Below are 23,311 nucleotides of genomic sequence, written 5' to 3'. Positions count from 1 at the left end.
ACCAGACTAACGGCGCAACGCCCTCTGTTTCCCGGCCTCCACAGGCTGTGTGACAAGCCGACCGGTAGGCCGCGTGCACCTCTGAGTACGTGCCGCGGGGCCGATCGCCTCGATCGGCCCCGCATGTTCCACGTGAAACCACGGACGGGCGGGACGAACCCGGCCCGGGCCGGGTGCTAGTCGACGGGTTCCGCGTAGTGCAGGTCCACCGTGCCGGAGTAACCGGGGAGCGTCTTGGTGCCCTCGTCCTCGACCTTCCAGCCGAGACCGTAGACGTTGACGTACACCATGTAGTTCTGGATCGCCGGTGAGGCGGCGAGCGCCTTCTTCAGCTTCTCCGGCTCCCCGACCGCGGTGATCGTGTACGGCGGCGAGTAGACGCGGCCCTGAAGGATCAACGTGTTGCCCACACAGCGCACGGCACTGGTGGAGATGAGCCGCTGGTCCATCACCTGGATGCCCTCGGCACCGCCCTGCCACATCGCGTTCACCACGGCCTGGAGGTCCTGCTGGTGGATGACCAGGTAGTCCGGCTGCGGTTCGGGATAGCCGGGGAGCTTGGCAGTGGCGTCCGGCGGGGCGTCGTTCAGGGTGACCGTGATCGCCTTGCCCTTCAGTTCCTGCGTGCCGGCGCGCTCCTCCAGATCGGCGAGCTTGGCGTCCTCCGCCTCGGTGCTGCCGTCGTCCCGCTCGGCGAGGGCCTCGACGTCCTTGCGCAGGGCGCCGTTGGACTCGTCCAGCTCGCCGTTCTTGCGGCTGCGTTCGTGGATCAGGTCGGAGAGCTTCAGCAAGGAGGCGTCGGTGCGGATGTTGGTGCCCTTGGCCGTGTCGAAGCTGATGAAGAAGAGAAGGCCCGCGAGGGCGAAGATGCCCGCGGTGAGCACCCGCACCGGTCGCACTCGGCGCGGGCGGGGTGCGGGACTGGATTCCGTCCCCGGGAAGTCGGCAGAATTGCTCAACGTACCCTTATCTCCTTCGGCGCCGCGGAAGCACTACGCTAACGGACGCCCGGGGGAGCACTCAGAGTCCCCTTGTACGCTGCCCCGAGCCCGACCCAGACCCTGCGCGGCCACGCAGCGCATCGACAGGAGAGACCCTCGTGCCGAAGTCACGTATCCGCAAGAAGGCCGACTACACGCCGCCGCCGGCCAAGCAGACGGCCGCGATCAAGCTGACCAACCGCGCCTGGGTCGCGCCGGTGATGCTGGCCCTCTTCCTCATCGGCCTGGCCTGGATCGTCGTGTTCTACGTCACCGACGGCTCGCTGCCGATCGACGCGCTGGGCAACTGGAACATCGTGGTGGGCTTCGGCTTCATTGCCGCCGGGTTCGGCGTCTCCACGCAGTGGAAGTAGCGCCGCACGCCGCAGTGGAAGCAGCGCCGGACCGGGGGCGGACCGCGCCCACCGGTCACTGAGCGCAGCCCTGCCCCGAGGGGTTCCATCAGCTCTGGGCAGGGTTATCCCCTGAGTTATCCACAGCCCTTGTCCACATGTGGACAGGGAACCCGATCTGTGGATAACCCCCTCCGAGGTTGACGCCGGTGTGACAGAAACACCACCAACCGAAAACCTGTTCGTATACAGGGTGACCTGCGGAAACAGCGGTCAGTAACCACGCACGGTGAGGTCGTCGCACCGTATGCACAAGATCCGACACCGTCTGTGGACAAACTCGGGCTCAGGTGAGCTGCGCGGTCCTCACCAGGGTGATCAGCACGACCGCCGCCAGCACCACCGCACAGGTTCCGTACTGCACCAGCGCCCGCCGCTCACGCGGGGCGTGCACCATGGCGTAGCCGATGACGGCGCCCGCGACGAGCCCGCCGATGTGAGCCTCCCAGGCGATGCCGCTCCAGCCGAAGGTGAAGACGAGGTTGATCACCAGCAGGGCGATGATCGGCCGCATGTCCTGGCGGAGCCGACGCATCAGCACGGCGGTGGCGCCGAACAGTCCGAAGACGGCACCGGACGCCCCCAGTGAGGCGGAGGTGCCCGCAGCCAGCAGATAGGTCAGGGCGCCGCCGGCCAGACCGGAGATCAGATAGAGCGCGAGATAGCGCACCCGACCCAGCTGCTGCTCCAGCGGGCCGCCCAGCCACCACAGACCGAGCATGTTGAAGCCGATGTGCCAGAACTCCTCGTGCGTGAACATCGAGGTCAGCAGGCGGTACCACTCGCCCTCCGCCACGCCCTGGGTCGGCAGGAACGGCGCCGGAGGCCAGGTGCCGACCAGAACGAGATCGTTCAGCAGCGACGACTGGATCCGCACGGCCAGGAAGACCGCCAGGTTGATCCCGATGAGGATCTTCGTCACCAGCCGGGGGTCCGCCGCGACGCTCCCGCCGGCCAGCGTGCGGGGCGCGGAGGCGGACGGCGCGTGACCGGTGCCCCCGCCACTGCGGACACACTCCGGGCACTGGAATCCCACGGACGCGTCGACCATGCACTCCGGACAGATCGGCCGCTCGCACCGGGTGCAGCGGACACCGGTCTCCCGGTCCGGATGGCGGTAGCAGCCAGGGGCACGCCCGGCGTCCTGAGCGCTGTCGGCGGCCTGGTCGTCCATGAGATCCCCTAGGTCGTTGGAAAAACCCCGCCCCGCCCATCCTTACGGATGAGCGGGGCGATTGGTTCCCTTCGAGGCTTTCGCGCCCAGGGGACGAGGGTTCAGCCCTCGCTGATCTCGACCGACTCGATGACCACGTCGTTCACCGGGCGGTCGGTGCGCGGGTTGGTCTGCGCCGACGCGATGGCGTCGATGACCTTCTGGCTCGCCCCGTCGGTGACCTCACCGAAGATCGTGTGCTTGCGGTTCAGCCAGGCCGTCGGGGCGACGGTGATGAAGAACTGCGAGCCGTTGGTGCCCGGGCCGGCGTTGGCCATCGCCAGCAGGTAGGGCTTGTCGAAGCGCAGGTCCGGGTGGAACTCGTCCTCGAACTTGTAGCCGGGGCCGCCGGTGCCGTTGCCCAGCGGGTCACCGCCCTGGATCATGAAGCCACTGATCACCCGGTGGAAGACCGTGCCGTCGTAGAGCTTGTCGGTGGACTTCTGACCGGTCTGGGGGTGGGTCCACTCCCGCTCGCCCTTGGCGAGCTCGACGAAGTTCTTGACCGTCTTCGGCGCCTGGTCCGGGAAGAGCTGAACCTTGATGTCGCCGTGATTGGTCTTCAGGGTGGCGTAGAGCTGCGTAGCCACGATGTGCCTTCCGTTGTCTTTCCGTGACTCCCTGATCCTCGCACGGACCGGGCGCCGAGTCGCCCGGCCTGGGCGCACAGAGGGGGCCTCCGGGTCGCGTCGCTCACGAAAACCGTCACGAGTCCTCCCGAGACGGGGGCGCATCGCACCGATCCGTGGCATCGTCGGCGACAAACACCCGTTGCACCGCATTCGTCCCCTTGCCCTCGATATCGCCGCTCTTGATATCGCCGTCGGTCACCGAGGGCGGCACCCGTTCGCCCGTCCACGCATGCCGCGTGGCGACCCGACAGGCATGATCCGTAAAAGGGTGGAAAGTCGAAATACCGTACGCCACCGAGGAGGAGGAACTCGTGACCCGCATCGACAGCGTGCGCGCCGCGACCGGTTCGGCGAAGGACAGCGTGCTGCACGCCGCGGAAGTGGTGGCGCCCTACGCCGACACGGCCAAGGTCAGGGCCGCGCACTACGCACAGGAGGCCCGCGTACGGCTCGCGCCCAAGGTGACGCAGGCCGCAGGACAGGCCCGCGTCCAGTACGGCACGCATGTACAGCCGTACCTGGAGCAGGCCCGGACCCATATGCCGCCGAAGGTCGACAAGGCCGCCCAGCAGGCCGCCGTCCGTACGCGCCTGGCCGCTCGCCAGGCCGCGGAGTATTCGCGGCCGGTGATCGAACAGGCGGTGGCCGCCGCCGGACCGGCGCGCGAGGAGGCCGCGGCCCGCAGCGCGGCCGCTCTCGCCGCCCTGCGGGGCCAGGTCTCGGCCCAGCAGATCCAGAAGCTCGTGCGCAAGCAGCAGCGGCGGGCGAAGGCCGGCCGCGCCGCGAAGATGGTCCTGATCCTGGGCGCCGTCGCCGGCGGAGCGTTCGCCGCCTGGAAGTGGTGGGACAAGCAGGCCAACCCGGACTGGCTGGTGGAACCACCGGCCGCGACGGACGTGTCCGGCTCGACCACCCTGACGTCGGTCGACGGCAGCGACGTGGGCGCCCTCGATCCGGAGGTCGAGGCAAAGGAGGCCGAGGAAGAGGCCGCCAAGCGCGACGAGACCTGACGGCCGTCGGCACCTCGCACGACGCGAACGGTGCGGTGGGTCAGAGGACTTGAGCCTCTGACCCACCGCACCGTTTCACGTGAAACAAGACCCCTCGCACCCGCGTTTCCGCAGGTGGAGGGGTCTTCTCTGTGGAGCCTAGGGGAGTCGAACCCCTGACATCTGCCATGCAAAGACAGCGCTCTACCAACTGAGCTAAGGCCCCGGAACGAAAGCGTCCACCAGGAGAAACATGTCCCGGCAGGCGCCCGACACCAGAGTACCGGGTCCCCCCGGGGGTTCGGCAAAAAGATTGGGGGTCCCCGTGACCAACCACTCTCCGTAAGATGCTCGGCGTGGTTCGCTCTAGCGAACCACGGTTCATGGGGAAGCGATGGGGAGACGCAATGGACGCCGCACAGCAGGAAGCCACCGCCAGAGCGCGGGAACTGCAGCGGAATTGGTACGGGGAGCCGCTGGGGGCGCTCTTCCGTAGGCTCATAGACGACCTGGGCCTCAACCAGGCCAGGCTGGCGGGGGTCCTGGGACTGTCCGCACCGATGCTGTCGCAGCTGATGAGCGGCCAGCGGGCGAAGATCGGCAACCCGGCCGTGGTCCAGCGCGTGCAGCTGCTGCAGGACCTGGCGGGGCAGGTGGCGGACGGCAGCGTGAGCGCCGCCGAGGCGACCGAGCGCATGGAGGAGATCAAGAAGTCGCAGGGGGGATCCGTGCTCACCAACACCACGACGAGCACCACCAGTTCGGGTGCGCCCACGGTGAAGCGCGTGGTCCGCGAGATCCAGTCCCTGTTGCGTTCGGTGGCGGCCGCCGGCGACATCATCGAGGCCGCCGACACCCTGGCGCCCACCCACCCCGAGCTGGCGGAGTTCCTCCGGGTCTACGGAGCCGGCCGTACGTCCGACGCGGTCACGCACTACCAGTCGCACCAGAACTGACGCATCTCCCGGCGGCCGAAGGGGGCTCGGCCGCCGGTGACAGGTGCGGTGGAGGAGAAGCGGCTCAGAAGCGGGGGCTCAGGGGGAGTCGTATCGCTCGTCGTGGGGGAGAGACACGGGGACACCTCAGGGGGAGGAGCGACGCACAGCCATGGGTGAGGTCTTCGCCGGCCGGTACGAGCTGGTCGACCCGATCGGACGCGGGGGCGTCGGAGCCGTCTGGCGCGCCTGGGACCATCGCCGCCGCCGCTATGTGGCGGCGAAGGTACTGCTGCAGAGCGACGCCCATTCGCTGCTGCGCTTCGTGCGCGAGCAGGCGTTACGTATCGACCATCCCCATGTCCTCGCCCCCACCAGCTGGGCCGCCGACGACGACAAGGTCCTGTTCACCATGGATCTGGTCGCCGGCGGGTCCCTGGTCCACCTGGTCGGTGACTACGGACCGCTGCCGCCCGCGTTCGTCTGCACCCTGCTCGACCAGTTGCTCGCGGGACTCGCGGCGGTGCACGCGGAGGGCGTGGTGCACCGCGACATCAAGCCCGCCAACGTGCTTCTCGAGGCCACCGGCACGGGCAGGCCCGGACTGCGGCTGTCGGACTTCGGCATCGCGATGCGGCTGGGCGAGCCCCGGCTGACCGAGACCAACCTGGTGGTCGGCACACCGGGGTATCTGGCCCCGGAGCAGATGATGGGCGCCGAACCGGACTTCCCCGCCGACCTGTTCGCCGTGGGCCTGGTCGCGCTGTATCTGCTCGAGGGCGCGAAACCGGACGCCAAGGCCCTCATCCAGTACTTCGCCGACCACGGGACGCCCGGCGCGCCCCAGGGCATCCCCGAGCCGCTGTGGCAGGTCGTGGCCACCTTGCTCCAGCCCGATCCGGAGGCCCGCTTCCGCACGGCCACCGGGGCACGCAAGGCGCTCGCCTCGGCCGCGGAGCTACTGCCGGAGCCGGGTCCCGATGACGAGCTGATCGAGATCTTCGACCAACTGGGCCCGCTGCCCACCGGTTTCGCCCCTGAAGGCCCGCTGAAGAAGGCGTCCGGGCTGCGTCGGGGGATGGGCGATTCGACGGGAGAGGGTGAGGCCGCGGGCGGGAGCCTCGGGGCGCACGGAGCACCTCCGCCCGGAGCCGAGGAGACGACCGGCTCCGTGATCGGCGGCCCGCCCGAACCAGCTCCCGCCGATCCCCGCCAGGGCATCACCGGCTCCCCCATGACGCCACCGGACGCCGTCCCGCGGCCCGGCGGCACGTCGGACACCGGCAGCTTCCCCCTGCCGCCGCCCCGGGCCGACTCGCCCGCTGCCCCCTCCGTCTTCACCCCGCCGGAGCCCTCCCTGCCCGCTCCTCGCTCCCCTGAGCGCCCTTCCCAACCCCCGCAGTACGCGCCTCATCCCCCGTACAGCGGCCACCGGCAGCCGGTGCTCGACCTCTCCCCCTACGAACCCGCCCGTCCGCCGAGCTCCCCCCTGCCACACCCGCCCGTGCGTCCTGAGGCCTCCACTACTGAATACACCGCCGAGTCCTCGCGGGTTCCGCCTCCGGACAGGGTTCCGGCGCCGCACACGGCAGGGCCCCGGTCGCACCGCCGGCACGGCAGCCGCCGGCCCGGCCCTCCGGTGCGGGTGACCGTGCCCGTCCTGCTGCTGGCCCTGGCCTGTTACGCCGTGGGGCTCTGGGCCCTCACCCGCATGTGAACCTTGGGACCACGGGACCAGGAACCCCCGCCCGCGGGAGCACGGGGCCGCGGGGCCTTGAGCCGGAACCGTCCCAGTCGCACGCAGGATCCTGTGGCCCACCCGGGAGACCGCGTCTACACGGCGGCCCGCCGCCGGGCCACCACCGTCCACACCCCGAGCCCCACCACCAGGGCGCTCCCGGTGCCGATGCCGCCCGCAGCGAGCACCCGGTACAGCGTGTCGCCGTCCGCGCCGCCCTCCCCCGCGTCAGCCGTCCCCCCGCCGCTCCCCGCGACCGTGAAGACGTCCGACGGCACGACACGGCCCGCGTAACCGGGCCCGTCACGCACCTCCCCGCTCTGCCGCACGCGCAGCGTCAACGGCACGGGCCCGTCGCCGAACTTCTCCGCGACCTCTGCCGAGAGGTGCGCGACGAGGTAGTACGCGCCGGCGAACCGCATCGCCGTGACCTGCCGGCCGGAGGCGTGCCGGTTCTCGTACGCGACGGGTGGCAGGGGCTTGAGTGCCTTCGCCTTCTGACCGCCGTCGTAGCCGATGCCCAGGTCCTCGACGTGACCGCGTACCGGGTTGTAGAGGTCCAGGTCGAGCGCGGAGGCGACGTAGCCGGAGGCGTCCGTGCCGGAGCTGCCGAGTTCGGCGGTGGCGTGGAGCTGCCGGCCCCAGTCGACGGGCACCTGGTAGAAGAGCGACTGGCCCGGCCGTATGTCGTCCCGCCACACCCCTTCGCCGAGCGGGGTCGCCTGTGCGAAGCCCGCGCCGCCGGGGCGTCGTTGGGCCCGCCCCTGGACGGGAGCGGGGGTGGCCGAGTTCCACGCGTCGGGCGCACGTGTGGGGTCGGCCGTCTCCAGCGCGGGCTCCGACACCGTGATCAGCTCCATCTCCCAGGGGTCGGGGGAGGCGTCCCGCGCGTCCGGGGCGGCGCGTTCCACGGTGACGTAGTACGTCCCGGCCTCCGCGCACAGGCTTCTCCTGGGGGAGATCTCCCGCATGGCCCACGCCGCGACGGGGCGGGGGCTGCCCGGTGCGCCGAAGTTCGCCGTGTCCACGTCGCAGGAGCGGCCGTCGGCGTCCTCCACCGTCACCTTGACGCCGTCGGCGACGGAGACGGTGCGTCCGGGCGGCGGTACGGCGGTGGCGGAGGCGTAGGCGGTGGCCGTGTCGTCCAGTTCCAGGCGGTAGTACACCGTGCCGGCCGCCGGGAGAGTGCTGCGGTAGGTCCGGCCGGGTTCCAGTTCCTCGGCGTCCGCGGTGCTCGGGGCCCCTTCGACGCGCTGCGCGTCCGCGGCGAAGGCGTAGGCAAGGACGCCGTCCTCCACGACGGCGGGGGTACTGTCCTCTACGACGGCGAGGGCCTGCTGAGCCGGCAGTACCGGCCCCAGGCCGAGCGCTGCCACCAGGCACAGACGCCCGACGGCGGGGTGCCGGCCCCGTCCCGACGGCCGAGCCGTGCTCCGCGCCGTGCCCTGCCGTCCCCTCACACGCCCCCCTCGTCGCCGTCCGTCGCCGGGCTTCGCATCGTGCCGCCCATCCTGCACCGCGGGCGCGGCACGGCCACAGGGTCCCGGCCACACAAAACCCCGACCGCACCAGCGGCCGGGGTCTGTTCAGCGTCGTATGTCGATACTCACGAACCCGTGGGCACGGAGTCAGTCGCCTCCGTCCACAGATCCTGCTCGGCGCGATCCGCCTGGATCTGGCGGTACACGAGGAGCCCGCCGATGGCGGCCAGTGCGACCAGGAGAAGCTTCTTCACCGCGCGACCTCGTCTTTCCTTGACGTAGGGGACCTCTGGCGCCCGACTATACACACCGGCCGATACCGATCGGTGACCTGCGTCGCCGCCTCCAACTGCCCTCGCGGGCAACTGGATCGACGCGGCGCGGACGGTGTGATCGGAGGGTGATCACACCCGCACGCACGGTGTCTTTTGCTGCCTTTCCTCATCTCTTCAGGGCTTTTCCGCCGTCATGCACCCATCCGAGTGGTGTTCATCTGAACATCCACGCGGCGCGGGCGTCGGTCCACCACTTCGAGGTCCTCATACACATCATGAGGAAAGTACGCAAATCGCCCAACCCGAAAGTGAGGGGCCATGGCCAGGAACAAGGTCATGAAGCTGTGGAACACCGTCGTCACCGCCTTCCTCGCGCTGTGCACGGCGCTCGGTCTCATCACCACGGCCGCCGCGGCGGCCGTACCGCAGACCGGGGAGACCCGCAACAGCGACAGCGCGACCAAGACGGAGGCTCCCGCGCCGGCGACGTCCCTGTGGTCCTGGCCACTGGTCAGGGCACTGCCCCCCACGATGAAGCAGCGCATCCACGCCGAGGCGCACGGCAAGTCCCCCAGCTGTCGGCACCGGCCCCACGAGGACGGCGCCGCGGAGTCGGAGAACACCGCGGAACGGGACCGGAGCGCGGCGCAGGACTCGACCTCCCGACCGGATTCCGAGCTGGTCCCCGCGCACTGTTCCGAGGACACAGCGTCCACCCTGCCCGCGCCCGCCACCGGCCGTATCCCGCTCCAGCGCTGAGGCTCCTCGGCCCGCTGTTTCCGACTCGACCCTCCTCGTGCCGTCGCTGCTTCCCGGAGTCCTGGCGAACTTGCGTACAGCACAACGGCACGACACGAGCCGAACACCCCCGAAGACCCCGGTCGGCATCCGACCGGGGTCCGGGGCGTATCCGAGACACGAGCCCGCCGGGTCACGAGCCCGCCGGCGCGACCGCTCCCACACGCCCGCACACGGCGATGTGAGCGGCTGACGGACCTGACAGTGCTCCGAGGAGCGCGTAGGGCCCCCGACGGCGTCTCCAAGCCCTCAGAGCGGGCTCAGGCGGCGCCTCAGCAGGCAGAACACGTTGCCCTCCGGGTCGGCGAGGACGTGCCACGATTCCTCGCCGGTCTGACCGATGTCGGCGGGCCGCGCCCCCAGCTTCAGCAGCCGTTCGAGCTCCGCGTCCTGGTCGCGGTCGGTGGCGTTGAGGTCGATGTGCAGCCGGGGCTTGCCCGGCTGCGGGTCGTCGTTGCGGCTGAGGACGATCGTCGGCTGCGCGCCCCCGAACCCTTCCCGGGGACCGATCTCGATGTCGTCCCCGTCGCGTTCCAGCTCCACGAAGTCCAGCACCTCGCACCAGAACCGCGCCAGCAGCTCCGGGTCGCGGCATTCGAGTACGAGTTCACCGATACGGCTCGCCATGAACGGGACCCACTTCCACCTCGGGATCTTCCGGCCCGGCCGCACGGGAGGCTCGCGCCCCGCCGCCCGACCCGCGCCCGCGACCGTACCGGGCGGCAACAGGCCGGCGCGAGGCGTTCACACCACCTCGACCCGTCCGGCCCACAACCCCGGGAACAGCAAAAGACCCCCAGTCGCACCGACTGGAGGTCTTCTCACTGTGGGGCTAACAGGATTTGAACCTGTGGCCTCATCCTTATCAGGGATGCGCTCTAACCAACTGAGCTATAGCCCCGCCGCGCTTGCGGTGTGTGTCCCGCGCGCTGACTCCTGAAGATTAGCGCACGACCGGGGCAGTCCCAAAATCGGTTGTCGCAAGGCCGTCACAGCGGGCGGCGCGCGCCCGCTGAGCAGGTCACTCGTCCTCGGCCAGCGTCAGCTCGACACCGCCCACGAACCCGGCGGAGAGGTTGTAGATGAACGCTCCCAGGGTCGCCAGCGCCGTCGCCAGAATGACGTCGATGACCGCGATGACCGTGGTGAACATCAGAACGTTGGGCAGCGACAGGAACGACTGGAGGTCGAAGCCGTTCGACCCCTCGGAGCCGGTCGCCTCCGAGATCGTGCCGCCGACCGTCGAGAACACGCCCATGGCGTCCATGACCATCCACAGCACAGCGGCCGCGACGATCGTGCAGATGCCGAGGGCGATCGACAGCAGGAAGCTGACCTTCATGACCGACCACGGGTCGGCCTTCGCCACGCGCAGGCGCGCCTTGCGCACGCGCGGGGTGGTGCTGGCCCCCGTGCGGGGCCGGCGCACCGCGCCGGTGCCGCCGACCGCGGCGCCGGCCTGGGCCGGGTAGGCCTGCGGCGGGTGGTACGGGCCCGCCTGCTGCTGCGGCTGCCGTTCCCCCGGCAGCGGTGAGGCCGTCTGAGCGGCGGCACCCTGCCCGGGTGCGGCCTGCTGCGGGCCTCGGGTGTCCGTCACGGTTCCCCCCTGGGATCCCTGCCTGGTGGACGAGGAGGCGTCGGAGACCGGCGCCTTGATCGCTTTGAGATTGGTCGTGTGCGGATCTGCCGCCCGCGCGGCGGAGCCACGGCCGCCGCCGTCCGTCCCCCTACTGGTACCGGCCGGTCCGGCGCCCGTGGCTCCGCTCACGCTGACTCACTCCTCGTCCTACTCGGAGGAGGGCGCCTCGCCCTCGTCCGTGCCGGTGGTCGCGTCCCCGTCGGCGGTCTCGTCCACGGCCACGTCGCCGTCGACTTCCTCCGCCTCGCGTCCTGCTTCGGCGTTACGGGCGATGCCGACCACGGCATCGCGCTTGCTCAGGTTGATCAGTTGGACGCCCATGGTGTCACGGCCGGTTTCCCTGATCTCGTTGACTCGCGTGCGAATCACACCACCTGACAGCGTGATGGCGAGAATTTCGTCGGTCTCCTCGACCACCAGCGCGCCGACGAGGGTCCCGCGGTCCTCGACGATCTTGGCGGCCTTGATGCCGAGGCCGCCGCGACCCTGAACCCGGTACTCGTCGACTGCGGTCCGCTTCGCGTACCCGCCGTCTGTGGCAGTGAACACGAACGTACCGGGTCGAACAACATTCATCGAGAGCAGCTCGTCCCCTTCGCGGAAACTCATGCCCTTGACGCCCGAGGTCGCGCGTCCCATGGGGCGCAGCGTGTCGTCCGTCGCCGTGAACCTGATCGACTGCGCCTTCTTGCTGATCAGCAGCAGATCGTCATCGGCCGAGACGAGCTCGGCACCGATCAGTTCGTCGTCGGTCCCGTCCTCCTGCTCGCGCAGGTTGATGGCGATGACACCGCCGGACCGCGGAGAGTCGTAGTCCTTCAGCGGCGTCTTCTTCACCAGGCCCGCCTTGGTCGCCAGGACCAGGTACGGAGTCGCCTCGTAGTCGCGGATCGCACGGATCTGGGCGATGGTCTCGTCCGGCTGGAAGGCCAGCAGGTTCGCCACGTGCTGTCCGCGCGCGTCGCGGCCGGCGTCGGGCAGCTCGTACGCCTTCACCCGGTAGACGCGGCCCTTGTTGGTGAAGAAAAGCAGCCAGTGGTGCGTCGTGGACACGAAGAAGTGGTTGACGATGTCGTCTTCCTTGAGCTTCGCGCCTCGCACCCCCTTGCCGCCACGCCTCTGCGCCCGGTAGTCGTCGGTCTTGGTGCGCTTGATGTAACCGCCACGCGTGACCGTGACGACGATGTCCTCCTCGGCGATCAGGTCCTCGATGGACATGTCGCCCTCGTAGGGGATCAGCTTCGTCTTGCGGTCGTCGCCGAACTTCTCGACGATCGCCGCCAGCTCCTGGCTGACGATGCCCCGCTGGCGCACCGGGGAGGCGAGGATCTCGTTGTACTCGCTGATCTTCGCCTGGAGCTCGTCGTGCTCCTGGACGATCTTCTGGCGCTCCAGGGCGGCCAGGCGGCGCAGCTGCATCTCGAGGATGGCGTTGGCCTGGATGTCGTCGATCTCCAGGAGGTCCCTCAGGCCGCCGCGCGCGATCTCGACGGTGTCGCTGCGCCGGATCAGCGCGATGACCTCGTCGATGGCGTCCAGGGCCTTCAGCAGACCGCGCAGGATGTGCGCCCGCTCCTCCGCCTTGCGCAGCCGGAAGCGCGTACGGCGGACGATGACCTCGATCTGGTGCGTGACCCAGTGCCGGATGAAGGCGTCCAGGGACAGCGTGCGCGGCACGCCGTCCACCAGGGCCAGCATGTTGGCGCCGAAGTTGGTCTGCAGGTCCGTGTGCTTGTACAGGTTGTTCAGGACGACCTTGGCGACCGCGTCCCGCTTCAGCACGATGACCAGGCGCTGGCCGGTGCGCGAGGACGTCTCGTCGCGCACGTCGGCGATGCCGCCGACCTTGCCGTCCTTCACCAGGTCGGCGATCTTCTGCGCGAGGTTGTCGGGGTTGGTCTGGTACGGCAGCTCCGTGACCACCAGGCACTGGCGGTTCTGGATCTCCTCCACCTCGACCACCGCGCGCATGGTGATCGAGCCGCGCCCGGTGCGGTACGCCTCCTCGATGCCCTTGCGGCCCACCACCAGGGCGCCGGTCGGGAAGTCGGGGCCCTTGATGCGCTCGATCAGCGCGTCCAGCAGTTCCTCGTGCGAGGCCTCGGGGTTCTCCAGGTACCACTGGGCGCCGGCCGCCACCTCGCGCAGGTTGTGCGGCGGGATGTTGGTCGCCATGCCGACGGCGATACCTGCCGAACCGTTGATCAGCAGGTTCGGGAAGCGCGCCGGCAGGACGGTCGGCTCCTGGGAGCGGCCGTCGTAGTTGTCCGTGAAGTCGACGGTCTCCTCGTCGATGTCCCGGACCATCTCCATCGACAGCGGCGCCATCTTGCACTCGGTGTAGCGCATCGCCGCCGCGGGGTCGTTGCCCGGGGAGCCGAAGTTGCCGTTGGAGTCCACCAGCGGCATCCGCATCGACCACGGCTGCGCCAGGCGGACCAGCGCGTCGTAGATCGAGGAGTCGCCGTGCGGGTGGTAGTTGCCCATGACGTCGCCGACGACGCGGGCACACTTGTAGAAGCCGCGCTCGGGGCGATAGCCGCCGTCGTACATCGCGTACAGCACACGGCGGTGGACGGGCTTGAGGCCGTCACGCACGTCCGGCAGCGCACGCGACACGATGACGGACATCGCGTAGTCGAGGTACGACCGCTGCATCTCCGTCTCAAGCCCGACGGGCTCGACACGCATGGCGGCGGCGTCCACGTCCTCAAGAGGCGTGACGGGAGTGTTCTCGTCGGTCATTGCTGGTGAAGGTCCTTCCTGGTGCGGTCAGCTGAGACCGACTCAGATGTCGAGGAAGCGGACGTCCTTGGCGTTGCGCTGGATGAACGCGCGGCGTGCCTCGACGTCCTCGCCCATCAGGACCGAGAACAGGTCGTCGGCCTGGGCGGCGTCGTCCAGGGTGACCTGGCCGAGCACGCGGTGCTCCTGGTCCATCGTGGTGATGCGCAGCTCCTCGGCGTTCATCTCGCCGAGACCCTTGAAGCGCTGGACGGAGTCCTCACGGATGCGCTTGCCGGCGTTGCGGCCCATCTCGATCAGCGCGTCACGCTCGCGGTCGGAGTACGCGTACTCGAAGTCGTCCTTGCCCCACTTGATCTTGTAGAGCGGGGGACGGGACAGGAACACGTGCCCGGCCTCGACCAGCGGCCGCATGAAGCGGAACAGGAACGTCAGCAGCAGGGTGTTGATGTGCTGGCCGTCGACGTCGGCGTCCGCCATAAGGATGATCTTGTGATAGCGGAGCTTCTCGATGTCGAAGTCCTCGTGCACACCGGTACCGAACGCGGAGATCATCGCCTGGATCTCCTGGTTCTGCAGGATCCGGTCGATGCGCGCCTTCTCGACGTTCAGGATCTTGCCGCGGATCGGGAGGATCGCCTGGTACTCGGGGTTACGGCCGGACTTGGCCGAACCGCCGGCGGAGTCACCCTCGACGATGAAGATCTCGCACTTGGTCGGGTCGTTCGACTGGCAGTCGGACAGCTTGCCCGGCAGGGACGCCGTCTCCAGCAGGCCCTTGCGGCGGGTCAGATCGCGCGCCTTGCGGGCCGCCACGCGCGCGGTGGCAGCCGCGATGCCCTTGCGGACGATGTCCGCGGCCTCGTTGGGGTTGCGGTCCAGCCAGTCGGCGAGGTGCTCGTAGACGACCTTCTGCACGAAGGTCTTCACCTCGGTGTTGCCCAGCTTGGTCTTGGTCTGGCCCTCGAACTGCGGCTCGCTCAGCTTGACCGAGATGATCGCGGTCAGACCCTCGCGGATGTCGTCACCCGTGAGGTTGTCGTCCTTGTCGCGCAGCAGCTTCTTGTCGCGCGCGTACTTGTTGATCAGCGAGGTGAGCGCGGCACGGAAGCCCTCTTCGTGCGTACCGCCCTCGTGGGTGTGGATGATGTTCGCGAAGGAGTACACGCCCTCGGTGTAGCCGCCGTTCCACTGCATGGCGACCTCGAGGGACAGGTGACGGTCCTTGTCCTCGGCCTCGAGGTCGATGACGGTGGGATGGACCACCTCTCCCTTGCGGGAGTTGAGGTACTTCACGAAGTCGACGATGCCGCCCTCGTAGTGGTACGAGACGGCCTTGACCTCGTCCTTCTCGTCCTCGCCCGCCTCGTCCGCACCGGCGGTGGCCTTCGCCGAATCGCGCTCGTCGGTGAGGTTGATCTTCAGACCCTTGTTGAGGAACGCCATCTCCTGGAAGCGCCGGGACAGCGTCTCGAAGGAGTAGTCGGTGGTCTCGAAGATGTCACCGTCGGCCCAGAAGGTGACCGACGTGCCGGTCTCCTCGGTGGCCTCGTGCTTGACCAGGGGCGCGGTGGGGACACCCAGCTTGTAGTCCTGCGTCCAGCGGTGGCCGTCGGTCCTGACCTCGACGGCGACGCGCGTCGACAGCGCGTTGACCACGGACACGCCCACGCCGTGCAGACCGCCGGAGACCGCGTAACCGCCGCCGCCGAACTTGCCGCCCGCGTGCAGCACGGTCAGGACGACCTCGACGGCGGGCTTGCCCTCGGAGGGGACGATGCCCACCGGGATACCACGGCCGTTGTCGACGACGCGGACGCCGCCGTCGGCCAGGATCGTCACGTCGATCGTGTCCGCGTAGCCGGCCAGCGCCTCGTCGACCGAGTTGTCGACGACCTCCTGCACCAGGTGGTGCAGTCCCCGCTCGCCGGTCGACCCGATGTACATACCGGGTCGCTTACGGACCGCGTCCAGGCCCTCGAGGACGGTGATGGCGCTCGCGTCGTACGACGTGGCTCCCTCGTCGGTCGAGGGGCTCGCCGCGTCGGGGACGCCGGTGTCGGTGGACGGGATGTTCTCGTTGGGGTTGCCGGAATCGGCCACGAAGCGCCCTTTCTGGCACAGCACGAGCCGGGCTCGTCGGCAGGTTGCCGGAGCGGCTGCGGCATGTTGCGTTGGTAAGCCTTGATCAGCGTTGCTCAGCTCTTCCCGGACGGTCCCCAAGGACGGGGCGGGATTGTCTTCCAGTCTACCGGTAGCGCTGACATCGATGGGGGTTTGCGGGCACCTGAGTCCGCATGTGGCGCCCTGAACCGGCCTCACCCGACTCCCGATATGCGGATGGGGGCTCCAAGAGCCCCACGACGGCACTCAGCGCTTTCACCCGTCAACCCTTGGCTACTTAGGAGTCAGGTGGCGGTTCGCACCCGCGTGCGGGGGCGCGACGCAGCGGGCATCCGGCCCGCGAACGCGGTGCTGAGAAGCCTTGGTGTGATGTCTCTCACTTGTGTCCGGCGAGGCGCGAAAAGCCGCCGGATCACCCGTACGTGTCGCCGGGACCGGTGCTGCCCGGGGCCCGCAGCGGCCCGAAACGACGGGCCGGACCCGCGGGTCCGACAACCTTGATCAGCCGCACGGTGCCGTGCCCCAGATCGTCGTTCAGACGGGCCACGAGCGTCGGCGCCAGCAGCCGCAGATTGGTCGCCCACGCCGTGGAGTCGCAGCGCACCACCAGCACCCGCTCGTCCTCTTCGTAGCGCTCCGGCTCGCAGTGCTTGGCCACGTCCTCGCCGACGATCTCCGGCCAGCGGCCCATCACGCCGCCCACCGCCGCCGGGGCCTCCCAGCCGCGCTCGGTCAGGAGACGGTTGATCGCCGCGCCCAGCGCCATCGGGTCACGCCGGTCGGTGCGCGCCCCGGAGCGCAGGCCCCCGCGCCGCGCCTGCTTCTTCTGCCGCGCCGCGTCCCCACGCGCGCGTGCCGCCTCACGGGCCGCGCGCAGCGCCACGCGCGCCAGATCGACGCCCGAGGGCTCCGGCGCGTTCCCGGACTCGCCGGCGGGCGGCTTCTCCTCGCTCATGCGCGCTCCACCGTCCCCTCGGCCACGGCGAACCGTGTACCCGCCAGCACATGCGGTACGTCGTCGTCGACGGCGGCCGTCACCAGCACCTGCTCCCCGGGGGCCACCAGCTCGGCCAGACGCTCCCGGCGGCGCGTGTCCAGCTCGGCGAACACGTCGTCCAGCACCAGCACCGGCTCGTTGCCCTCGGCGCGCAGCAGGTCGTAGGAGGCGAGGCGCAGCGCCAGGGCGTACGACCACGACTCGCCGTGCGAGGCGTAGCCCTTGGCGGGCAGCTGGCCCAGCTTGAGCAGCAGGTCGTCACGGTGCGGGCCGACCAGGGTGACCCCCCGCTCGATCTCCTGCTTCCGGGACTCCGCGAGCGCCGCCATCAGCTGCTCGAACAGGTCCTCGCGCGTGTGCGCCTCGCCCGGCGCGGACGGCTTGTACTCCAGGGCGACCGGGCCACCGCCGGGCGCCAGTTGCTCGTACGCCTTGTCGGCCATCGGCTGGAGCGCCGCCACCAGGTCCAGCCGCTGCGCCAGGAGTTCGGCGCCCGCGCGCGCGAGGTGCTGGTCCCAGACGTCCAGCGTGGACAGGTCCAGGGTGCGTCCGCCGTGCCGACGGGCCAGCGCCGCCGACTTCAGCAAGGTGTTGCGCTGCTTGAGCACCCGTTCGTAGTCGGAGCGGACGCCCGCCATGCGCGGGGAGCGCGCGGTGATCAGCTCGTCGAGGAACCGGCGGCGCTCACCCGGATCGCCCTTGACCAGCGCCAGGTCCTCGGGGGCGAACAGCACGGTCCGCACGATCCCCAGCACGTCCCGCGGCCTGACCTGTGCGGACCGGTTGATGCGGGCGCGGTTCGCGCGGCCCGGGTTGAGCTCCAGCTCGATCAGCTGCTGCCGCTCGCCCTGCCGGACCTGAGCCCGGACGATCGCGCGGTCGGCCCCCATGCGGACCAGCGGCGCGTCGGAGGACACCCGGTGACTGCCGAGGGTGGCGAGGTAGCCGACCGCCTCGACGAGGTTCGTCTTGCCCTGCCCGTTGGGGCCGACGAAGGCCGTCACCCCCGGGTCGAGCGGGACCTCGACCCGGGGGTAGGAGCGGAAGTCGGCCAGCGACAGGTGCGTGACGTGCATGGTCGTTTCGCCGACCTCCCGCGGCGTTGCGGACCGCCGCGCGGTCCTGTGGACAAGTGCCGTCCCTGTGGACTACTTCTTCTCGACCGCGTGCCCGCCGAACTGGTTCCGCAGCGCCGCGATCATCTTCATCTGCGGCGAGTCCTCCTGGCGGGAGGCGAACCTCGCGAACAGCGAGGCCGTGATCGCCGGCAGCGGGACCGCGTTGTCGATGGCGGCCTCCACCGTCCAGCGTCCCTCACCGGAGTCCTGTGCATAACCCCGGAGGTCCTCCAGGTGCTCGTCCTCGTCGAGGGCGTTGACCGCCAGGTCGAGCAGCCAGGAGCGGATGACGGTGCCCTCCTGCCAGGAGCGGAAGACCTCCCGCACGTCGGTCACCGAGTCGACCTTCTCCAGCAGCTCCCAGCCCTCGGCGTAGGCCTGCATCATGGCGTACTCGATGCCGTTGTGGACCATCTTCGCGAAGTGCCCCGCGCCCACCTTGCCGGCGTGCACCGAGCCGAAGTCGCCCTCGGGCTTGAGGGCGTCGAATATCGGCTGCACCTTGGCGACGTCCTCCGCGGAGCCGCCGTACATCAGCGCGTAGCCGTTCTCCAGGCCCCAGACGCCGCCGGAGACGCCGCAGTCGACGAAGCCGATGCCCTTGGCGGCCAGCTCCGCGGCGTGCTTCTCGTCGTCCGTCCAGCGGGAGTTGCCGCCGTCCACCACGACGTCGCCGGGCTCCAGCAGTTCGGCGAGTTCGTCGACGGTGGACTGGGTCGGCTCGCCGGCCGGGACCATCACCCACACCACACGGGGGCCGCTGAGCTTGCCCACAAGCTCCTGCAGGCTGTGGACATCGGCGAGGTCCGGGTTGCGGTCGTACCCGAAGACGGTGTGGCCCGCGCGGCGCAGCCGCTCGCGCATGTTGCCGCCCATCTTGCCGAGACCGACGAGACCGAGCTCCATCAGATGTGTTCCTTAGGTTGCGACGGGACGTGACGGCACCTTGCGTGCCGGCGTCCGAGCCTAAACCCGGACGCTCGCGCACATCTGTGGGCATACGCGCTCACACGCCCGTCCTCACCTGCGGCTTCCCGCGCGAGGCGGGATCAGCCGCTGAGCCGCACCGGCATGATCAGGTACTTGTAGGCCTCGTCCGCCTCCGCGTCCATCGCCGGGCGGCCGCTGAGCAGTGCCGGCTTGGTGGACGTGGTGAAGGACAGCTGGGCGACCGGGGAGTCGATGGCACTCAGGCCGTCCAGCAGGAACGTCGGGTTGAAGGCGATGGAGATGTCGTCGCCCTCCAGCTGGGCGTCGACCCTTTCCACAGCCTGTGCGTCGTCGCTGGAACCGGCCTCCAGGATGAGCACGCCCTGCTCGAAGCTCAGCCGCACCGGGGTGTTGCGCTCGGCGACCAGCGCCACGCGCTTCACGGCCTCCACGAAGGGGGCCGTCTCGATCACGGCGACGCTGTTGAACTCCGTCGGGAACAGCGTGCGGTACTTAGGGAGGTCGCCCTCGAGCAGGCGCGTGGTGGTACGGCGGCCGGCGCCCTCGAAACCGATCAGACCCTCACCGGCACCGGAGCCGGACAGCGCCAGGATGACCTGGTCCCCGCTGGTCAGCGCCTTGGCGGTGTCCAGCAGCGTCTTGGCGGGCACCAGGGCGACCGCGGAGGCCTCCGGGTTCTCCGGCTTCCACAGGAACTCGCGGACCGCGAAGCGGTAGCGGTCGGTGGAGGCGAGCGTCACCGTGTCGCCCTCGATCTCGATGCGCACACCGGTGAGGACGGGCAGGGTGTCGTCGCGGCCGGCCGCGATGGCGACCTGCTGCACGGCGGAGGCGAAGACCTCGCCGGGGACGGTGCCCGTCGCGTTCGGCATCTGGGGCAGGGCCGGGTACTCCTCCACAGGCAGTGTGTGGAGGGTGAACCGCGAGGAGCCGCAGACCACCGTCGCCCGTACACCGTCTGTGGAAATCTCCACCGGCCGGTTGGGCAGGGCGCGGGAGATGTCGGCCAGCAGACGGCCGGAGACCAGGACCGTGCCCTCCTCCTCGACCTCGGCCTCCACCGACACCCGCGCGGAGACCTCGTAGTCGAAGCTGGACAGGCTCAGCTGGCCGTCCTCGGCCTTGAGCAGCAGGCCGGCGAGGACAGGCGCCGGCGGACGGGCCGGGAGGCTGCGAGCCGCCCAGGCCACTGCCTCCGCGAGTACGTCGCGTTCCACCCGGATCTTCACTGTTGCCGCCTCCTGCTGTTGCCGGCGCTTCTCGCCCTGCCTGGCTCTCGTCGTCTGACTCGGTGTCGTCGGCCCCTGTGAGGGGAAGGACACCGGGGTCCAGTCTGACGCACCGCACTGACAGTAGGTGCCTCTCGGGGTCAAGTCGTGACGAGTGGCAGTCGGGGCCGAGACAGCGAGTTGTGCACAGGACCCCCTTCGAAACGAATTCCTGGCTCTCTATGGTCGGGAGTAGTAGTAGGGCCTGTGGATACCGTGGATAACCCCGTTTTCGCAGGTCAGCATCGGTTTTTTGTCCACCGACCCTGTGGGTGGCGCCCGTGGACAACCCGGCCCTTCTGTGGAGAACGGAAAGTTCTGCACATCCCGTGCACAGGGGAGGCCGAGTTCTCCCCAGCTGCGTCCCCAGGTTTGCGGCCCTTTCCCACAGCCCTCTCCGGCAGCATGATGTGACGGCTTTCACTCGCCCCGGTGAGGAGGCGCGTCACGTTGCCGAACAGTGGACAGCCATGTGGAGAAGCCGGTGATCACTGGGGACAACCGGCCGCAGCCTGTGGGTTGGCCGTGGACAACTTGATGCACAGCCTGTGGATCAGTCCGTCGTCCACAGTCTGTGGAGATCCTTCGTCCACGGATCCACAGGCAGGTGACCTGCGCAGATGGCTTGTCGCCAGGGTGCACTGTGGATGGGGTTGGGACAACTTCCCGGTCCCCAGCGTGTGGACGGGAAAAAGTCGACGAATCTGTGGAGGACTGCCGTAACCCCCAGCGGAAATCGAACACCGCACGTGGCCGGGACACTGCCGAACCCGCCGAGGACTGCCGCCGGACTCTGTCGGGAGTGCCGCGGAACGAGGTCGGAGACGCCTGTGGGCGTCGGCCGGGGCCTCTCCGCGTGCCGTCGACGGTTCCGCCGCCGTGCCGTCGGCCACCCACAAGCACGCGAGCGGGCCGCGTCGTCGGCACCTGGAAGCTCGCGAGCGGGCACAGAAGAAGGGCGCCCCCGGAGAGATCCGGGGGCGCCCTCGTGAGGTGTCGGGGCCGTCAGCCGGCCTTGATGCGGTTCGTGAGCTCGGTGACCTGGTTGTAGATGGAGCGCCGCTCGGCCATCAGATTGCGGATCTTCCGGTCGGCGTGCATCACCGTGGTGTGGTCCCGCCCGCCGAACAGCGCGCCGATCTTCGGCAGCGACAGGTCCGTCAGCTCACGGCACAGGTACATGGCGATCTGCCGTGCGGTCACCAGCGCACGGCCGCGGGAGGTGCCGCACAGGTCTTCGACGGTGAGCCCGAAGTAGTCGGCGGTCGCGCCCATGATGGCCGTCGAGGTGATCTCCGGTGCCGAGTCGTCACCCCCGGGCATCAGGTCCTTCAGGACGATCTCCGTCAGCCCGAGGTCCACCGGCTGCCGGTTGAGTGACGCGAAGGCGGTCACCCGGATCAGCGCGCCCTCCAGCTCCCTGATGTTGCGGGAGATGCGGGAGGCGATGAACTCCAGCACCTCCGGCGGGGCGTTGAGCTGCTCCTGCACCGCCTTCTTGCGCAGGATCGCGATGCGCGTCTCCAGCTCGGGCGGCTGGACGTCGGTGATCAGGCCCCACTCGAAACGGTTCCGCAGCCGGTCCTCCAGCGTGACCAGTTGCTTGGGCGGCCGGTCGCTGGAGAGCACGATCTGCTTGTTGGCGTTGTGGAGCGTGTTGAACGTGTGGAAGAACTCCTCCTGCGTCGACTCCTTGTCCGCCAGGAACTGGATGTCGTCGACGAGCAGGATGTCCATCTCGCGGTAGCGCTTGCGGAAGCTGTCGCCCTTGCCGTCGCGGATGGAGTTGATGAACTCGTTGGTGAACTCCTCCGAGCTCACGTACCGCACGCGCGTGCCCGGGTAGAGGCTCCGCGCGTAGTGCCCGATCGCGTGCAGCAGGTGGGTCTTGCCGAGGCCCGACTCCCCGTAGATGAACAGCGGGTTGTACGCCTTCGCCGGCGCCTCGGCCACGGCCACGGCGGCCGCGTGGGCGAAGCGGTTGGACGCGCCGATCACGAAGGTGTCGAAGAGGTACTTCGGGTTCAGCCGTGCGGTCGGCTCACCGGGGCCCGTCGCCGGGGCCGGCTGCGCGGCCAGCGGGCCGGGCGCGCCGGTGGTGGGCAGGTTCGGGCCCACCGGCCCGCCGCGGTGGACGTGTCCCGAGCCGGACGGCGGCTCGGGCAGGTCGCGGCGCATGGCGTCACGCTGGTCGTAGTCGCCTCGGGACGACTCGTAGTCGGAGCGCTGGTCGTAGGAGGGGCGCTCCACAGGCTGGGGACGGTAGTCCTGGGAGGCCGGGCCGCCGTAGGAGTCCGAGCCGTAGGAGTCCTGCGAGCCGTACGCGTCCTGCGACGGGGAGCCGTAGGAGTCCTGTTGCGGTGATCCGTAGGGGTCCTGGGGCGGGGAGGCGTAGGGGTCCCGGTCGGGGAAGCCGAGGCGCTGCTGCTGCCAGCCGTAGTCGTCCTGCGAGGGACGCGGCCAGGAGCCCGGCTCCGGACGCTGGTACTCCGACGGATAGGCGGGGCGGGCGGACGGCATCTGGTCACCGGAGGGTCCCTGCTGGTCGCCGCGGCGGCGTCCGTACCCGTCGTAGCCCTCGTACGGCTCGCGCTCCTGCCGGTCGTGCCGGTCCGGGCGCTCACGGTGGTCGGGGCGCTCACGGTGGTCGCGGTGCTCCGGACGGTCCGGGTGGACGGGCAGCTCCGGCTCCTCGTACCGCGGCTGCGGGCGGGGCGTGGGCGTGGCCGGGGGCTCGCCGGCGGTCTCGTCGACCGTGATCGCGATGCGGATCGGGCGGCCGCACTCGCGGCTCAGGCTCTCGCTGACCACAGGGGCCAGACGTCCCTCCAGCACACCCTTGGCGAACTCGTTGGGGACGGCGAGCAGCGCGGTGTCGGCGACCAGGGCCAACGGCTGGCAGCGCCGGATCCAGTGCTCGTCCTTGCTCTCCACACCTTGACCACGGCCCTCGCCGAGCAGTTGCTCCAGTACGCGTGGCCACACTGCGGCAAGATCGGCAGGTACGTCAGCCAC

19 protein-coding genes and 2 tRNA genes are annotated in these 23,311 nt (G+C 69.6%); 5 read left to right on the top strand and 16 right to left on the bottom strand.

Annotated features, from left to right (window positions below; translation table 11 throughout):
• Positions 1-176 precede the first annotated feature (176 nt).
• Positions 177-959 (bottom strand): DUF881 domain-containing protein, encoded by a 783-nt coding sequence (locus F3L20_RS00110; RefSeq protein WP_150150804.1) that lies wholly within the window; start codon positions 957-959, stop codon positions 177-179.
• A 140-nt stretch (positions 960-1,099) separates the two neighbouring features.
• Here F3L20_RS00110 and crgA point away from each other — a divergent pair, with 140 nt between their 5' ends.
• The gene (gene crgA / locus F3L20_RS00105; protein WP_024886287.1) at positions 1,100-1,354 is read left to right on the top strand and encodes a cell division protein CrgA; all 255 of its coding nucleotides are present in this window, start codon (positions 1,100-1,102) and stop codon (positions 1,352-1,354) included.
• A 325-nt stretch (positions 1,355-1,679) separates the two neighbouring features.
• Here the strand turns inward: crgA and F3L20_RS00100 are convergent, their stop codons facing one another.
• Positions 1,680-2,567, bottom strand: a complete 888-nt coding sequence (locus F3L20_RS00100; protein ID WP_150150802.1) for a rhomboid family intramembrane serine protease — start codon at positions 2,565-2,567, stop codon at positions 1,680-1,682.
• Positions 2,568-2,668: 101 nt separating this feature from the next.
• On the bottom strand, positions 2,669-3,196 hold the full coding sequence (locus F3L20_RS00095; protein ID WP_145829420.1) for a peptidylprolyl isomerase: 528 nt from the start codon (positions 3,194-3,196) through the stop codon (positions 2,669-2,671).
• Between the two features lie 353 nt (positions 3,197-3,549).
• Between F3L20_RS00095 and F3L20_RS00090 the strand changes: the two genes are divergently transcribed.
• On the top strand, positions 3,550-4,248 hold the full coding sequence (locus F3L20_RS00090) for a DUF5324 family protein (protein WP_150150800.1): 699 nt from the start codon (positions 3,550-3,552) through the stop codon (positions 4,246-4,248).
• A gap of 132 nt (positions 4,249-4,380) precedes the next feature.
• Here F3L20_RS00090 and F3L20_RS00085 read toward each other — a convergent pair.
• Positions 4,381-4,453 (bottom strand) — tRNA-Ala (locus F3L20_RS00085).
• A 181-nt stretch (positions 4,454-4,634) separates the two neighbouring features.
• On the opposite strand from F3L20_RS00085, the gene F3L20_RS00080 reads away from it, so the two are divergent.
• Positions 4,635-5,183 (top strand): helix-turn-helix domain-containing protein, encoded by a 549-nt coding sequence (locus tag F3L20_RS00080; RefSeq protein ID WP_150150798.1) that lies wholly within the window; start codon positions 4,635-4,637, stop codon positions 5,181-5,183.
• A gap of 151 nt (positions 5,184-5,334) precedes the next feature.
• Complete coding sequence (locus F3L20_RS00075) at positions 5,335-6,879, top strand: serine/threonine-protein kinase (protein ID WP_150150796.1); 1,545 nt, start codon at positions 5,335-5,337, stop codon at positions 6,877-6,879.
• Positions 6,880-6,995: 116 nt separating this feature from the next.
• Here the strand turns inward: F3L20_RS00075 and F3L20_RS00070 are convergent, their stop codons facing one another.
• Positions 6,996-8,276, bottom strand: a complete 1,281-nt coding sequence (locus tag F3L20_RS00070) for a hypothetical protein (RefSeq protein ID WP_240810801.1) — start codon at positions 8,274-8,276, stop codon at positions 6,996-6,998.
• A gap of 230 nt (positions 8,277-8,506) precedes the next feature.
• Positions 8,507-8,635, bottom strand: a complete 129-nt coding sequence (locus F3L20_RS34330; RefSeq protein ID WP_003999697.1) for a DLW-39 family protein — start codon at positions 8,633-8,635, stop codon at positions 8,507-8,509.
• A 339-nt stretch (positions 8,636-8,974) separates the two neighbouring features.
• Between F3L20_RS34330 and F3L20_RS00060 the strand changes: the two genes are divergently transcribed.
• Entirely contained in the window at positions 8,975-9,415 is a 441-nt protein-coding gene (locus F3L20_RS00060) for a DUF6344 domain-containing protein (RefSeq protein WP_150150792.1), read from the top strand.
• Between the two features lie 288 nt (positions 9,416-9,703).
• Here the strand turns inward: F3L20_RS00060 and F3L20_RS00055 are convergent, their stop codons facing one another.
• From F3L20_RS00055 to dnaA, 10 genes are all read right to left on the bottom strand, one after another.
• The gene (locus tag F3L20_RS00055) at positions 9,704-10,081 is read right to left on the bottom strand and encodes a VOC family protein (protein WP_150150790.1); all 378 of its coding nucleotides are present in this window, start codon (positions 10,079-10,081) and stop codon (positions 9,704-9,706) included.
• Positions 10,082-10,281: 200 nt separating this feature from the next.
• Positions 10,282-10,355 (bottom strand) — tRNA-Ile (locus F3L20_RS00050).
• Positions 10,356-10,475: 120 nt separating this feature from the next.
• A complete protein-coding gene (locus F3L20_RS00045; RefSeq protein WP_150150788.1) occupies positions 10,476-11,222 on the bottom strand; it encodes a DUF3566 domain-containing protein in 747 nt (248 codons plus the stop codon).
• An 18-nt stretch (positions 11,223-11,240) separates the two neighbouring features.
• Positions 11,241-13,838, bottom strand: coding sequence for a DNA gyrase subunit A (gene gyrA, locus F3L20_RS00040; RefSeq protein ID WP_150150786.1), 2,598 nt, complete (start codon positions 13,836-13,838; stop codon positions 11,241-11,243).
• 42 nt (positions 13,839-13,880) lie between these two features.
• Positions 13,881-15,941 (bottom strand): DNA topoisomerase (ATP-hydrolyzing) subunit B, encoded by a 2,061-nt coding sequence (gene gyrB, locus F3L20_RS00035; RefSeq protein WP_206338840.1) that lies wholly within the window; start codon positions 15,939-15,941, stop codon positions 13,881-13,883.
• Positions 15,942-16,374: 433 nt separating this feature from the next.
• The gene (locus F3L20_RS00030; protein ID WP_150150782.1) at positions 16,375-16,917 is read right to left on the bottom strand and encodes a DUF721 domain-containing protein; all 543 of its coding nucleotides are present in this window, start codon (positions 16,915-16,917) and stop codon (positions 16,375-16,377) included.
• Positions 16,914-18,035 carry a DNA replication/repair protein RecF gene (recF, locus tag F3L20_RS00025; RefSeq protein ID WP_150150780.1) on the bottom strand — a complete coding sequence of 374 codons (1,122 nt, stop codon included), beginning with the start codon at positions 18,033-18,035 and terminating at the stop codon, positions 16,914-16,916. Before recF ends, F3L20_RS00030 begins: the two co-directional genes overlap by 4 nt.
• A gap of 72 nt (positions 18,036-18,107) precedes the next feature.
• Entirely contained in the window at positions 18,108-18,983 is an 876-nt protein-coding gene (gene gnd / locus F3L20_RS00020; RefSeq protein ID WP_024886273.1) for a phosphogluconate dehydrogenase (NAD(+)-dependent, decarboxylating), read from the bottom strand.
• A gap of 143 nt (positions 18,984-19,126) precedes the next feature.
• Entirely contained in the window at positions 19,127-20,257 is a 1,131-nt protein-coding gene (gene dnaN / locus F3L20_RS00015) for a DNA polymerase III subunit beta (RefSeq protein WP_024886272.1), read from the bottom strand.
• Positions 20,258-21,301: 1,044 nt separating this feature from the next.
• Entirely contained in the window at positions 21,302-23,311 is a 2,010-nt protein-coding gene (gene dnaA, locus F3L20_RS00005; protein WP_150150778.1) for a chromosomal replication initiator protein DnaA, read from the bottom strand.

This window comes from Streptomyces tendae, from assembly GCF_008632955.1.
GTDB lineage: Bacteria > Actinomycetota > Actinomycetes > Streptomycetales > Streptomycetaceae > Streptomyces.
The sequence above is the reverse complement of the archived record's forward strand: the minus strand, read 5'-3'. Positions and strand labels throughout refer to the sequence as shown.